At 63.7% G+C, this 12835-nt stretch carries 10 protein-coding genes; 2 read left to right on the top strand and 8 right to left on the bottom strand.

Going from position 1 to position 12835, the window contains the following annotated elements:
- Window positions 1–17 precede the first annotated feature (17 nt).
- Window positions 18–1853: a monovalent cation:proton antiporter-2 (CPA2) family protein gene (locus AC07UR_RS04015; protein ID WP_209787325.1), complete on the top strand. Its 1836-nt coding sequence runs from the start codon at window positions 18–20 to the stop codon at window positions 1851–1853.
- 76 nt (window positions 1854–1929) lie between these two features.
- On the opposite strand, the gene AC07UR_RS04010 is transcribed toward AC07UR_RS04015, so the two are convergent.
- From AC07UR_RS04010 to AC07UR_RS04000, 3 genes are read right to left on the bottom strand one after another with little or no spacing between them, the layout of a single operon-like run.
- Entirely contained in the window at window positions 1930–2814 is an 885-nt protein-coding gene (locus AC07UR_RS04010; protein ID WP_173419138.1) for a patatin-like phospholipase family protein, read from the bottom strand.
- Window positions 2815–2873: 59 nt separating this feature from the next.
- Window positions 2874–3434 (bottom strand): 16S rRNA (guanine(966)-N(2))-methyltransferase RsmD, encoded by a 561-nt coding sequence (rsmD, locus tag AC07UR_RS04005; RefSeq protein WP_209787327.1) that lies wholly within the window; start codon window positions 3432–3434, stop codon window positions 2874–2876.
- Window positions 3435–3440: 6 nt separating this feature from the next.
- The gene (locus tag AC07UR_RS04000) at window positions 3441–5525 is read right to left on the bottom strand and encodes a pseudouridine synthase (RefSeq protein ID WP_209787329.1); all 2085 of its coding nucleotides are present in this window, start codon (window positions 5523–5525) and stop codon (window positions 3441–3443) included.
- Window positions 5526–5598: 73 nt separating this feature from the next.
- Here AC07UR_RS04000 and AC07UR_RS03995 point away from each other — a divergent pair, with 73 nt between their 5' ends.
- Entirely contained in the window at window positions 5599–6048 is a 450-nt protein-coding gene (locus AC07UR_RS03995; protein WP_173419136.1) for a nucleoside deaminase, read from the top strand.
- 14 nt (window positions 6049–6062) lie between these two features.
- Here the strand turns inward: AC07UR_RS03995 and AC07UR_RS03990 are convergent, their stop codons facing one another.
- The 5 genes from AC07UR_RS03990 to AC07UR_RS03970 form a co-directional block, all read right to left on the bottom strand.
- Complete coding sequence (locus AC07UR_RS03990) at window positions 6063–6542, bottom strand: GNAT family N-acetyltransferase (RefSeq protein ID WP_173419135.1); 480 nt, start codon at window positions 6540–6542, stop codon at window positions 6063–6065.
- A gap of 3 nt (window positions 6543–6545) precedes the next feature.
- The gene (locus AC07UR_RS03985; RefSeq protein ID WP_173419134.1) at window positions 6546–7166 is read right to left on the bottom strand and encodes a hypothetical protein; all 621 of its coding nucleotides are present in this window, start codon (window positions 7164–7166) and stop codon (window positions 6546–6548) included.
- Window positions 7167–7295: 129 nt separating this feature from the next.
- Window positions 7296–10205 carry an isoleucine--tRNA ligase gene (gene ileS, locus AC07UR_RS03980; protein WP_173419133.1) on the bottom strand — a complete coding sequence of 970 codons (2910 nt, stop codon included), beginning with the start codon at window positions 10203–10205 and terminating at the stop codon, window positions 7296–7298.
- 342 nt (window positions 10206–10547) lie between these two features.
- Window positions 10548–11531: a bifunctional riboflavin kinase/FAD synthetase gene (locus tag AC07UR_RS03975; protein ID WP_209787331.1), complete on the bottom strand. Its 984-nt coding sequence runs from the start codon at window positions 11529–11531 to the stop codon at window positions 10548–10550.
- A gap of 13 nt (window positions 11532–11544) precedes the next feature.
- The gene (locus AC07UR_RS03970) at window positions 11545–12393 is read right to left on the bottom strand and encodes a TIGR01459 family HAD-type hydrolase (protein ID WP_173419131.1); all 849 of its coding nucleotides are present in this window, start codon (window positions 12391–12393) and stop codon (window positions 11545–11547) included.
- Window positions 12394–12835: the final 442 nt, after the last annotated feature.

Below are 12835 nucleotides of genomic sequence, written 5' to 3'. Positions count from 1 at the left end.
TATCGAAAGCCGCACGCATGACGACGACCCCGATCCTCTACACCCAGGCGCTGATGCTGCTCGGTGGCGCCGTGCTGGCGGCACCGATTTTCAAGCGCCTCGGGCTCGGCACGATCCTCGGCTATCTCGCAGCCGGCATCCTTATCGGCCCCGTTGCCCAGAGGATCACCGAGGGGGAAGAGATCCTGCATGTGTCGGAACTGGGCGTCGTCTTCCTGCTGTTCATCATCGGATTGGAACTGAAACCGTCACGGCTCTGGCAGATGCGGCGCGACATCTTCGGTCTCGGCACCGCACAGGTCATGCTGACCGGCATCATCCTTTCCTACGTGATCGCCTTTTCCGGCCTGCTCGACTGGGGCGGGAGCATCGTCGCCGGATTCGGCCTCGCCCTTTCCTCTACCGCCTTCGCCATGCAGATCCTCGACGAAGGCAACGACCGCAACACGCGCTTCGGCCAGCGCGCTTTCTCGATCCTCTTGCTGCAGGACCTGGCGATCGTGCCGCTGCTCGCCCTGATCCCACTTCTGGCAGCGCAGGCACCGGAAGATACAACGCCACCGCTCGAAGATTTCGCCATCGCGATTGCCGCGATCGCCGTCCTCTTCGCCGCGGGCCGCTATCTGCTGAACCCGCTGTTTCAGATCATCGCACGCACCGGTGCGCGCGATGTGATGATTGCCGCGGCCCTTCTGGTGGTCATGGGAGCGGCAACGCTGATGCAGCTGGCCGGCCTTTCCATGGCGATGGGCGCTTTTCTCGCCGGCGTGCTCCTGGCGGAATCCTCCTATCGCCACGAGCTCGAGGCCGATATCGAGCCTTTTCGCGGTATCCTGCAGGCGCTGTTCTTCATGGCCGTCGGCCTGTCGCTGCAGCTCGACGTGATCATCGACAAATACCTTGTCATCATCATCGCAGTGCCGCTGTTGATGCTGGTGAAGAGCTTCGTGCTCTACTGGCTCTGCCGGCTGGCAGGCTCCCATCACAACGATGCTGTGCGCGTCTGCCTGCTCTTGCCGCAGGGCGGCGAGTTCGGCTTCGTGCTGTTCACGGCGGCGGCCACCGCAGGCGTCTTCTCCCAGGGCAACGCCTCGCTGCTCGTTGCCATCGTCACGCTGTCGATGGCGCTGACGCCGATCGCCTCCATGCTTGCGCCGCGGCTGATGCGCGAACAGGACGAAATGGTCGACGAAATGGAAGAAGATTTCGAAGGTGCCGACGCCGACGTTCTGATGATCGGCTTTTCGCGCTTCGGCCAGATCGCAGCCCAGATCCTGCTGGCCGGCGGTCGTGACGTGACGATCATCGATCACTCCGCCGCCCGTGTTCGCCAGGCGGCGACCTTCGGCTTCCGGATCTACTTCGGTGACGGCCACCGGCTCGACGTGCTGCGCGCCGCCGGCATCGAGCGGGCAAAACTCATCGCCATCTGCACCCAGAAGAAGGAAACGACCGACCGGATCGTCGATCTGGTGCAGGCTGAATATCCGGACGCCCGTATCTTCGCCCGTTCCTATGACCGGCTGCATACGCTTGAACTGCGGGCAAAGGGAGTGGACTACGAACTGCGCGAGACCTTCGAGTCCGGCCTGCTGTTCGGCCGAAAGACGCTGGAGGCACTGGGCGTCGGCAACGACGAAGCGCTCGCCATCATGGACGATATCCGCAGGCGCGACGAAGCGCGTCTCGTTCTGCAGGAGGCCGAAGGCATTACCGCCGGCCGCGACATGCTGCATTCGCAGCCCGTGCGTCCCGAACCGCTGGTCAAGCCCAAGCGCGATGTCGATCATTCCTCGGAAACCGGCGAGAGCATCCTGCCGGGGCTGCCTGTCGATCTGCGGGAAAGTGCATAGGGGCATTTCCAGGAAAAGCGAGACGCGGTTCCCGGCCCAGAACCGTGCGTGTCAGTACTGAAGCGGTGCAGCGGCCTCAGCCGGAGACGCTCACCACCTTCATTCGCTCTTCAAGCGTGCGCTTGAACTGATCCTTGATGCCAGCGGTCGCCGCCAGGATCTCTTTTGCGCGCAGAAAATCCATCACCCGGTAGCGGCCGACATCGGGCCGCAGCAGGATATCCGGCGCGCCCTCCTTCAGCTTCATCGCAATGATCGACTGCATCATCAGCTGGCTCGCCCCGAACAGGCTGTCGATACGGCTCGGGATCGTCTTGCCGTCACCGTCCGGGCCGCCGACGACGTCGACGCCGACGACGATCTCGGCAAGGCCGCGCAGATGATCGAAGGGAATGGGGTTGTAGATACCGCCATCGATCATCACCCGTCCTTCGATCTTCACCGGCATGAAGACCGCAGGCAGCGCCGCCGATGCGGCCAGAGCCTTCTGCAGATCGCCCGTCTCGCAAACGTGCTCCGTCTGGCCGTAATAGTCGGTGACGACGACCTTGAGCGGCACGTCCAATTCCGAAAACGTCGCCGGGATGGCTTCAGGCAGGAACGCCTTCAAGACACGCTCGACGTTGAACTGTCCGAAACGGAAACCGTTGGTCATCGCTTCCGACCAAGTTGCCGGTCGCAACTGCCACAAGCGATTGACGATTTCGCGGCGGTGGCCAACCGTCGCCAGCGTGTGCTCGCGGATTTCTTTGCCGCTAACGCCCGCCGCCATGCCGGCACCCATGATGGCGCCGATCGACGAACCGGCGATAACAACAGGGCGGATGCCCAACTCGTCGAAAGCCTCGATAACATGGATATGGGCGAGCCCGCGGGCACCGCCGCCACCGAGCGCCAGCGCGACCGACGGCTCGCTCGCGCTGGCCGGCGAAACATTCACGGTGGATACGTCCTGCTTCATCGACGTGCGCCTCAGTTCAATCGGCAGTCTAACTGTGCAAGCGAATCAAAAGTGTGACGTCAGACGCCACGGAAGCGGTAGAAGTGCATGCGTGTGTCGCCGAATACCCTGACGTCCAGCCGCTCGAAAACGGCTGTTGGCGCCGGCTGAACGTCTGCACGTTCCTCCAGCACCACCAAAGCATCCGGAACCAGCCAGTTGCCGAGAGCCGCCGATTCCAGCGCCTTTTCTCCCAGCCCCTTTGCATAGGGCGGATCGGCAAAAACCAGGTGGAACGGCTCCATCGTGCCGACGGAACCGAGGCTGGTCGCATCCCTGCGGAAGACCTTGGCACGACCCTGAAGGCCGAACGCCTCGATATTGTTCTGCAGGAGGCCTCTTCCCTCGACGCCCTGCTCGACGAAGAGCGCCTGGCGGCACCCCCGCGACAGGGCTTCGAGCCCGACGGCGCCGGTGCCGGCAAAGAGGTCCAGCACACGGGTGCCATCGAGAGCCTCCGGATGGGAATGGCTCAGGATGTTGAACAGGCTCTCGCGCGTCCGATCGGTCGTCGGGCGGATATCATTCGACTTGGGCGTGGCCAGACTGCGGCCACGGAACTCTCCGCCGACAATGCGCACGACCGCTTAGTTTCCTCTGCCACGCGGCTTGCCACCAGCCGGACGTCCACCGCCACCAGGACGGCCGCCGCCAGCCGGCTTGCCGCCACCGGGCTTACCGCCACGCGGACCGCCGGAGCGTTCGCCAAAAGACTTGCCGCCGGACGGTTTGCCACCGAAGGACTTGCCGCGGGGCTTGTCGCCGAACGGCCGGTCACCGCCTTCGCGGCGCGGCGGACGATCGCCCTCGGCGCGAGGGGCTCTCGGCTTGTCGGAATAGCTGCGCGGGCCACCTTCGGCGCGGGCGGGCCGATCACCAAACGGGCGGTCGCCCCCCTCGCGGCGCGGCGGACGGTCGCCCTCGGCGCGCGGAGCCCTCGGCTTGTCGGAATAGCTGCGCGGGCCGCCTTCGGCGCGGGCCGGCCGATCGCCACGCGGGCGGTCGCCACCTTCGCGACGCGCTGGGCGGTCGCCGTCGGCGCGTGGGAACCGCGGCTTGTCGGAGAAGTTGCGCGGGCCGCCTTCGGAACGGGCCGGCCGGTCTCCGCCTTCGCGGCGGGCAGGACGGTCACCGTGGTCGCGCGACCTGCGGTCGCCGGCGTCGCCCGACTTGCGTCGGCCGAAACCGCCATCGCGGCCTTCATCCTTGCCGCGACGTGCGGGTTCGCTGGCGCTGATCCACTCGCCCTCTTCGTCCCGGCGTTTGACCGGTGCGGAGGACGCAGGACGGTCAAAGTCCCTGGGCGCACCGCCCTTGCGGTCGGGGTCGAACTTGCCTGACGACTTCGTTGCAAAGCCGTCCTTGGTCCGGCCATAGCGCTTGGTGTTCGGGGCGCCTTCGGGGCGCTCGCGACGGGCCGGCTTTGCCGAAGCATCGCCTTCCGCCGATTTCGGCTTCTTCTCGGCCAGCGGACGCGCGCCGGGCGCCATCCAGACATTGGCCGTGCGGGCGCGCTGCGCCGGGGTACGCTTCGGCCGGTCTTCGAACTTGGCGTCGCTACGGTCGTCGCGCGGCCCACCCTTGCCACGGGGCGCATCCTTGCCGCGGCCACCGTCGCGGCGGTCGTCACGACGGGTGTCGAGCTTCGAAAGCGCGCGCTCACGCTTGTCTTCCGGCTTTTCCCAGCGATTGGCACGTTCGGGCTTGCGCGTGTCGGAGGCTTCGCTTTCCGACGCTTCGTTCGCGACGGTTGCGGACGGATCATTATAGAGCGGCGCGTCGAAGTTCGCCTTGGCGTCTTCGATCAGGCGAGGTCCGAGCTGGTCACGCAGCGTCCGACCACGGATTTCCTGCACGTGTCCTTCGGGCAATTCGCCGAGCTGGAACGGGCCGTAGGAGATGCGAATGAGGCGATTGACGTCGAGGCCGAGCGCGCCGAGCACGTTCTTGATTTCGCGGTTCTTGCCTTCGCGCAGGCCCATCGTGATCCAGACATTGGAACCCTGCACACGGTCGAGGGTCGCTTCGATGCCGCCGTAAAGCACGCCGTCGACGGCAATGCCGTCCTTCAGCTTGTCCAGTTCGTCCTGGTCGATTTCGCCATGGGCGCGCACGCGATAGCGGCGCAGCCAACCGGTCGAGGGAAGTTCGAGCACGCGGGCAAGCCCGCCGTCATTCGTCAGCAGCAACAGGCCTTCGGTATTGATGTCGAGGCGGCCGATCGACAGCACGCGCGGCAACTCGTCCGGCAAATTGTCAAAGACCGTCGGGCGGCCTTCCGGATCGGCATTGGTGGTCACCAGTCCGGCCGGCTTGTGGTAGAGCCACAGGCGTGTACGCTCGATGCCGCGGATCGCGTGTCCATCCACTTCGATATGGTCGGCAAGCGTCGCATTGACGACGGGTGTGTCGAGGACAACCCCGTTGAGACTGACCCGACCTTCCATGATCATGCGCTCGATATCGCGGCGGGACGCTACGCCGGCGCGCGCCAGGATCTTGGAGATGCGCTGCGGTTCGTCGGCGCTTGCGGCGGCGGTCTTCGGAGCAGCCTTGGGCGGACGCGAAGCTCCGGCCTGAGGCGCTGCCGCCTTCTTGCCAGCGAAGTGAGGTTTCTTGTCCCGGCCGGCGGGCTTGCCGCCAGGCCGTGTGGGCTTGTCTTTGGATGTCATTTGTGTTGCCTGCCTTTTGCGGCTGTCCTATCAGGTCAAAGCCCGTGGGTTAAGAGAAATTATTGTTTGAGCGATGGCTGATACGACACGCTTCATGGATGCGGCCCTCGAAGAGGCCAAAAAGGCGGGCCAGCGCGGCGAAGTGCCGATCGGCGCCGTCATCGTTTTCGATGGCGAGATCATCGCGCGCGCCGGAAATCGGACCCGGGAACTCAACGATGTAACCGCCCATGCCGAGGTCGTTGCCATCCGCGAAGCATCCATCGTGCTCGACGATGAGCGGCTGTCCGGCGCCGACCTCTATGTCACCCTGGAGCCATGCACGATGTGCGCGGCGGCAATCTCCTTTGCCCGCATCCGTCGCCTCTATTATGGCGCCGAAGACCCCAAGGGCGGTGCTGTCGACAGCGGTGTGCGCTTTTATGGCTCGCCGACATGCCATCACGTCCCCGACGTCTATTCCGGGCTGGCAGAGCGCGAAGCCGCGGACATTCTCAGGGATTTCTTTGCCGCGAAACGCTGAGGCGAGCGAACCTCTCAGCCGGCCGCAAAGGCTTCCAGTGCCGGGCCTGCGAGCCGATAGCGCGTCCACTCCGACATCGGCTCGGCGCCAACAGCCTCGTAAACGCGGATTGCTGGCTCGTTCCAATCGAGAACGCTCCACTCGAATCGGCCACACCCTTCCTCGACGGCGATCTTGGCGAGATGCTTCAAAAGCATCTTGCCGGCGCCGGAGCCGCGGCAATCCGGTGTGACATACAGGTCTTCGAGATAGAGCCCCTTGCGGGCCTGCCAGGTGGAATAGTTGTAGAACCACATGGCGAAACCGGCCGGCTTACCGTCCTTCTCGCAGATCACTGCGCGGGTGAGCGCACCTGGACCAAAAAGCGAGGCCTGTATCAATTCGACGGTCGCTTCGACCGCGTCCGGTTCCTTCTCGTAGATGGCAAGTTCGGTGATGAAGCGCAGAATGGTTTCGGCGTCTTCCGGGCGGGCGTCGCGAATGCTGATCGTCATGGCTTAGAAGGGCCAGTACCACTTGCTGCCGGAATCCTTGACCTGGGCTTCCTTCTTGCGACGGCGTTCCTTGGTCTTCTCCGGCTCGCCCAGATCGGCCTCCGAGCCTTCCGGCAGACGGCGGTATTCAAGCGGCGGGTCGCTCAGGAAGCGGCGCTTGTCGGAATAGGCGCCCATCTCGATCTTGCGGGCCTCGCGATAGGCTTCCTGCTGCTCCTTGGCCGAAAGACGGCGACCATTGGCGCTGGCCTTGGCGAGCGGCGAAACATAGTTCGGGTTATTCTTGTTGGCGTCGGCTTCTTCGCGCAGGCGGTTGCGTGCTTCTTCCGGAGACTCGACCCACTCCGGATTCGCTTCGCGGGTGGCAAGCGATTTCTGCGGCTCCACGAGGGCCGTCTGCTGGCCGGACGGCGGCAGCACCAAGCCAGGGCGGGGCTGATACTTGACCGGAGCACCGCTCTTGGGAGCAATGCTCACAGCGCTTCCGAGATCGTCCATCAGCTGCTCGCCGGCGGTCTTGTCGGTGCCGTAGGTCGGGCCGCCGATGCAGCCGGAAAGCACCAGGCCGCTCGCCATGATGGCGGCAACGCTAGCAAACAGTCGCAACTCTCGCGTCATTTCCATGAGATTCCTTCCAGCCGGCCACCGTCACCTGCGCGGCCACTCAGCGCCCATGGCGGAGAAATCCGCCAAATTTCGGGCAGGTTTTACCGGATGAATGCAGTAAGCGCAATTCATCCGGTAAATGATCCCTTAAGCCTTGAAGCCAAGTTCCCGAAGTGCGGCAGCATCACGGGCAGACACCTCAGGGTAGAGTGCGTCCGAACCGACATCGGTCGTGATCCGCCAGGAGCGGGCGCACTTGCGGCCGACGGCCGACTTCGGCAGGACGCTGACCTTGGCGACCTCAGGCAGACGGAAGGCGTCGGCAGGGCCCTCGCCCACTTCCACCGTGATTGACGAGGTGATGCAGATCTCGGCGAAATCTTCGCCTTCGAGCGCCTTCAACAGCTCCGGGTCGGCGATGTAGACGACGGGAGCCGCCTCAAGCGACGAACCGATGCGCTTTTCGCGACGTTCGATTTCCAGCGCACCCGTGACGACCGTACGGACAGCGCGGATCTTTTCCCACTTCGCCTCGAGAGCGTCGTTCTTCCATTCCGCCGGGATCGCCGGGAACTGCTCGAGATGAACCGAAACCGCATCGGGCTTGCGCGACAGCCAGGCTTCTTCGCAGGTGAATGGCAACATCGGCGCCAGCCACAGCACGAGGCTATCGAACAGCTTGCGGATGACGGCGAGCGCCGAGCGGCGACGAAGGCTCGAGGGTGCGTCGCAATAGAGCGCGTCCTTGCGCACGTCGAAATAGAAGGCGGAAAGCTCGACGTTCGAGAAATCGATCAGCGAGCGGGCGATCCGCTTGAAGTCGAAAGCATCGTAGCCTTCGCGAACGACCCGATCGAGCTCGGCCAGGCGGTGCAGCATCAGCTTTTCCAGCTCGGGCAGTTCGGCGTATGCGATCTCCTCGCCCTGGTCGTGCGCCAGCGTGCCCAGCATCCAGCGGATGGTGTTGCGCAGCTTGCGATAGGCGTCGATGTTGGTCTGGATGATCGTCTTGCCGAGACGCTGGTCTTCCCAGTAGTCCGTGGTCATCACCCAGAGACGCAGAATATCGGCGCCGGCATCCTTCATCACCTCTTGCGGTGTGACGGTGTTGCCCTTCGACTTCGACATCTTCTCGCCCTTCTCGTCCATGGTGAAACCATGGGTGACAACGGCGTTGTAGGGCGCACGACCGCGCGTCGCGCAGGATTCGAGCAGCGACGAGTGGAACCAGCCGCGATGCTGGTCGGAGCCTTCGAGGTAGACGTCGGCCGGCCACTTCAGATCCGGACGATCTTCGAGCGTGAAGGTGTGCGTTGAGCCCGAGTCGAACCAGACGTCGAGAATGTCCATGACCTGGTGCCACTTTTCGTGGTCATGGTCGTTGCCGAGGAAGCGGTCCTTGGCACCATCAGCGAACCAGGCGTCCGCACCTTCCTGCTCGAAGGCTTCGAGGATGCGGGCGTTGACGGCTTCGTCGACGAGGATTTCGCCCTGGTCGTCGGCAAAGATCGCGATCGGCACGCCCCAGGCGCGCTGGCGCGACAGTACCCAGTCCGGACGTCCCTCGATCATCGCGCGCAGGCGGTTCTGGCCGGCGCCGGGAACGAAGCGGGTATCGTCGATGGCAGACAGCGCGCGCGAACGCAGCGTCGTGCCGTCGCCGAAACCCTTGTCCATGTAGACGAACCACTGCGGCGTGTTGCGGAAGATCACCGGCTTCTTGGAGCGCCAGGAATGCGGGTAGGAGTGCTTCAGGCGGCCACGCGCAAACAGGGCGTGACGGCCGATGAGCGCCTTGATGACGCGATCATTGGCGTCGCCCTTCTTGCCCTTGTCGTCGAGCACGCGACCGGCACCGCCTTCGGCGTCCGGGCCGAAGCCGTGGGCGTCGGCGGTGAAGTAGCCGGCGTCGTCGACGGTGAAGGGGATTGCCGAGGAGATGCCGCGTGCTTCGAGCGCGCGCGCGTTATCCATCCAGGCGTCAAAGTCCTCGCGACCGTGGCTGGGCGCCGTGTGCACGAAGCCGGTGCCGGCATCGTCGGTGACATGGTCACCGTCGAGCAGCGGCACCTTGAAGGCGTAACCACCACCCAGGCCATGCAGCGGATGCGCGCAGGTAACAGCGGCCAGTTCATCGCCTTCGATATCGCGGACGAAAGTGAAGGTGAGCTTGGCCTTGGCGGCAGACTCGTCTGCCAGACGCTTGGCGAAGATCAGCTTTTCGCCGGGCTGCGGACCGAAGTCGTTTTCGGCGGTCGCAACCTCATAGAGCCCGTAGGCGTAACGCGAGGAGAAGGCGATCGCGCGGTTGCCGGGGATGGTCCAGGGCGTGGTCGTCCAGATCACGACGAAGGTGCCGGCGAGATCTGCCGCACCTTCAGTGACCGGGAACTTCACCCAGATCATGTCGCTCTCGACGTCGGCATACTCGACTTCGGCTTCGGCCAGCGCCGTGCGTTCGACGACCGACCACATCACCGGCTTGGAGCCGCGATAGAGCTGGCCCATCTTGGCGATCTTCATCAGTTCGCCGGCGATGCGGGCTTCCGCGTGGAAGTTCATCGTGGTGTAAGGATTGTCGAAGTCGCCCTCGATACCGAGACGCTTGAACTCTTCCGCCTGGATCTGGATCCAGCCAGCGGCAAAGTCGCGGCATTCCCTGCGGAATTCGTTGACCGGGACCTCGTCCTTGTTCTGGCCCTTCTCGCGATACTTTTCCTCGATCTTCCATTCGATCGGAAGGCCGTGGCAGTCCCAGCCGGGCACGTAGTTGGCATCGAAACCGCGCATCTGGAACGAACGGTTGATGACGTCCTTGAGGATCTTGTTCAGCGCGTGGCCGATATGGATGTTGCCGTTGGCATAGGGAGGGCCGTCGTGCAGCACGAATTTCTCGCGACCGGCGGCCGAGGCACGCAGCTTCTTGTAGAGGCCCATCTTCTGCCAGCGGGCAACCGTTTCCGGCTCCTTCTGCGGCAGGCCGGCGCGCATCGGAAACTCCGTCTGCGGCAGGTAGAGGGTGGAGGAATAGTCGATCTTCTCAGCGGTCTCTGTCATGGTCTTTGCAATCATCTTTTCCGCGCGGATCATCGCGCATGCGAAAGGGTGGTATCCGGCGCATGACCCGGAAATCGGGATCGATCTTCGGAAAGGATCATGCGCAGCTTCAAAGTGTTAGAGCGACTTGGCGCGCCCAGGAGACGCGCGGCGCTCTAGAGATGACTGGGGCGTTGGAAACGCCAAAATCCCGGACCTTCCGGCGGCCTAGAGCGCGCGGAAAGCCGGGCCAATAATTCGCTGATCGATGGTCAGTCGACGGTGCCGGGTCATGGTGGCCGGTTGTTTAAGGCGTTTTCGGCCTTTTGAAAAGGTCCGCCGCTTCGGCACGGCGGATTTCTTTCAAGCAAAGTTGATCCGACGATCGATGTCGCTCAAGGGCGCAACGCCGGAGAGCAGGGCCCTGGCCTCTTCCTCGTCCTGCCGGATCTGCGCCACCAGCGGATCGAGCCCGTCGAACTTCAGTTCGTCGCGCAGGTGACCAAAGAACGAAACCGAACAGATTTCGCCATAGAGGTCACCGGAGAAGTCGAAGACGAAGGTCTCGAGCAACGCTTCGCCGTCACTGTCGACGGTGGGGCGCCGGCCGAAGCTGGCAACGCCGTCATGAAGCGAGCCGTCGGCCCTGCGGAAGCGCACGGCATAGATGCCAGCCCTAAGCTCGACCTCGGGTGGCAACCGCATGTTGGCCGTGGGATAGCCGAGGGTCCGTCCGAGCTTCTTGCCGTCAATCACCTCCGCCTCGACCGTGTAGCGATAGCCGAGCAGACCGGCCGCATGGGAAACGTCACCCTGCCCGAGAAGCGAGCGGATGAAGCTCGAGGAGATCACCGAGGCGTTCTCGTCGCGGAAGGCATCGACCAGCGTGACGCCAAAACCATTGTCGCCGCCCGCAGCCATCAGGAAGGCGGGACCGCCTTCACGGCCCTTGCCGAAATGGAAATCGAAGCCGGTGACGACATGCGAGGCATGCAGCCATTCCAGGAGGACCCGATGGATGAAATCGGACGCGGAGAGCTCGGAGAAGGTGCGGTCGAACGGATACTCGATGACGGCACCGAACCCCATGCCTTCAAGGATACGGGCTTTGAGCGGCGCGGGCGTCAGCCGGAAAACCGGCGTATCCGGCCGGAAGACGGTGCGCGGATGCGGCTCGAAGGTCAACACCAGCGCGGGCACGCCGCGGGCCTTCGCCTCTTCCAGCGCCCGTTCCAGCACTGATTGGTGGCCGCGATGCACGCCATCAAAATTGCCGATGGCGACAACGCCGCCGCGCAGATGCTCGGGCAGCGGGTCGCGGGTTTCGTTGCGATGAAAAACCGTCATCTCAATCTTCCCGTCAGGCGAGCCTCGGCATCCACCATTTCGGCGAGGCGCCTTCCTTTTTCAGGAAGGCTGCAAGCTTCGCCTCGTCGGTCCGGCTTTCGTTCATATATTCCTGCGCGTGAATGCCGGCACTGATGTAGAGCAGGTCGAAGCCAGCATCCTGGGCGCCCTTGACATCGGTCGGCATGCCGTCGCCGATGGCAATGACACGCGTCAGATCGAGCCCGCCGCGCACGGCCTTGGCCTCCGTCAGAGCCGCGCGATAGATGGCGATGTACGGCTTTCCGGCAATGCGGGCTTCGCCGCCCAGTTCTTCATAGAGCTTGGCAATGGCGCCGGCGCAGGGGATCAGCCGATGTCCGCGCTCGACCACCAGATCAGGATTGGCGCAGATGAAGGGGATCTTACGCTTGGCAAGGCCGGTCAGCGTCGCACGGTAGTGTTCCGGCGTTTCGGTCTCGTCATCATAGAAGCCGGCGCAGACGACGGTCTTGGCATCTTCCGACGAGACGATCTCTGTACCGAGCCCTTCGAGCAGCGGCAGATCGCGTTCGGCGCCGATGAAGAAGATCTTCTTGTCGGCAGCGGCGATCAACGCGCGCGTCACATCGCCCGACGTGACGATGCGGTCATAGGCTTCATCGGGAACGCCAAGTCCGCGGATCTGCACCTTGACGCCTGGGCTGGGCCTCGGCGAGTTGGTGATGAGCACGACCGTCAGCCCGGCCGCACGCGCCTCCGCCAGGGCTTCGCATGCGGACGCAAACGCCTGAACGCCATTGTGGAGAACACCCCAGACGTCACAGAGCACGACGTCATAACGCCCTGCGATTTCCCGAAAACTGTTGATCCTTGCGGCCATGCGGGCTTCCTGCAAACTCGGTTTCCGGCTTGCATGGCAAGGAAGGGCCGAGAATACAAGCCTCGCCTCACGAAAAACGCTGCCATTCCCAAGGATTCGACACGCGATCGCCGCTCGCGCCGAGAAGGCCGCTCGCAGCCCGCCAGACATCGAATGCGAACTGCTTCACAACAACCAGAAATCGCTGATCCAAAGCATCGCGAAGGCCACCGGACCGAACCTCGGTGCCTGGCAAAGCCTCCTGGACCGGCCTGCCCAAATTCCGACTGCTTCATGCCGTATGCAAGCCAACCTTCCGGCTCGGCCGCCGTTCGTTGCCTTTCCTGCGCCGCCGATAACCATGTCGCCTGAAATTTTTTGAACGGCCAATCCTTGACTCGCCTCGGACCCAGCCTTATCTCGGCCTCGCTAGCACTCGACAAATGAGAGTGCTAACACCCAT

It is taken from the genome of Ensifer sp. GW821-FHT05G01 (assembly GCF_059419585.1).
Note: the sequence above shows the minus strand (reverse complement) of the source record. Positions and strands in the feature narration are given on the sequence as shown.

Excerpts from the sequence above, each read along its gene's own strand:
- AC07UR_RS04015 (WP_209787325.1), top strand. The coding sequence starts at position 18 with ATGACGACGACCCCGATCCTCTACACCCAGGCGCTGATGCTGCTCGGT.
- AC07UR_RS04010 (WP_173419138.1), bottom strand. The coding sequence starts at position 2,814 with ATGAAGCAGGACGTATCCACCGTGAATGTTTCGCCGGCCAGCGCGAGC.
- AC07UR_RS04000 (WP_209787329.1), bottom strand. The coding sequence starts at position 5,525 with ATGACATCCAAAGACAAGCCCACACGGCCTGGCGGCAAGCCCGCCGGC.
- AC07UR_RS03995 (WP_173419136.1), top strand. The coding sequence starts at position 5,599 with ATGGCTGATACGACACGCTTCATGGATGCGGCCCTCGAAGAGGCCAAA.
- AC07UR_RS03990 (WP_173419135.1), bottom strand. The coding sequence starts at position 6,542 with ATGACGATCAGCATTCGCGACGCCCGCCCGGAAGACGCCGAAACCATT.
- AC07UR_RS03985 (WP_173419134.1), bottom strand. The coding sequence starts at position 7,166 with ATGGAAATGACGCGAGAGTTGCGACTGTTTGCTAGCGTTGCCGCCATC.
- ileS (WP_173419133.1), bottom strand. The coding sequence starts at position 10,205 with ATGACAGAGACCGCTGAGAAGATCGACTATTCCTCCACCCTCTACCTG.
- AC07UR_RS03975 (WP_209787331.1), bottom strand. The coding sequence starts at position 11,531 with ATGACGGTTTTTCATCGCAACGAAACCCGCGACCCGCTGCCCGAGCAT.
- AC07UR_RS03970 (WP_173419131.1), bottom strand. The coding sequence starts at position 12,393 with ATGGCCGCAAGGATCAACAGTTTTCGGGAAATCGCAGGGCGTTATGAC.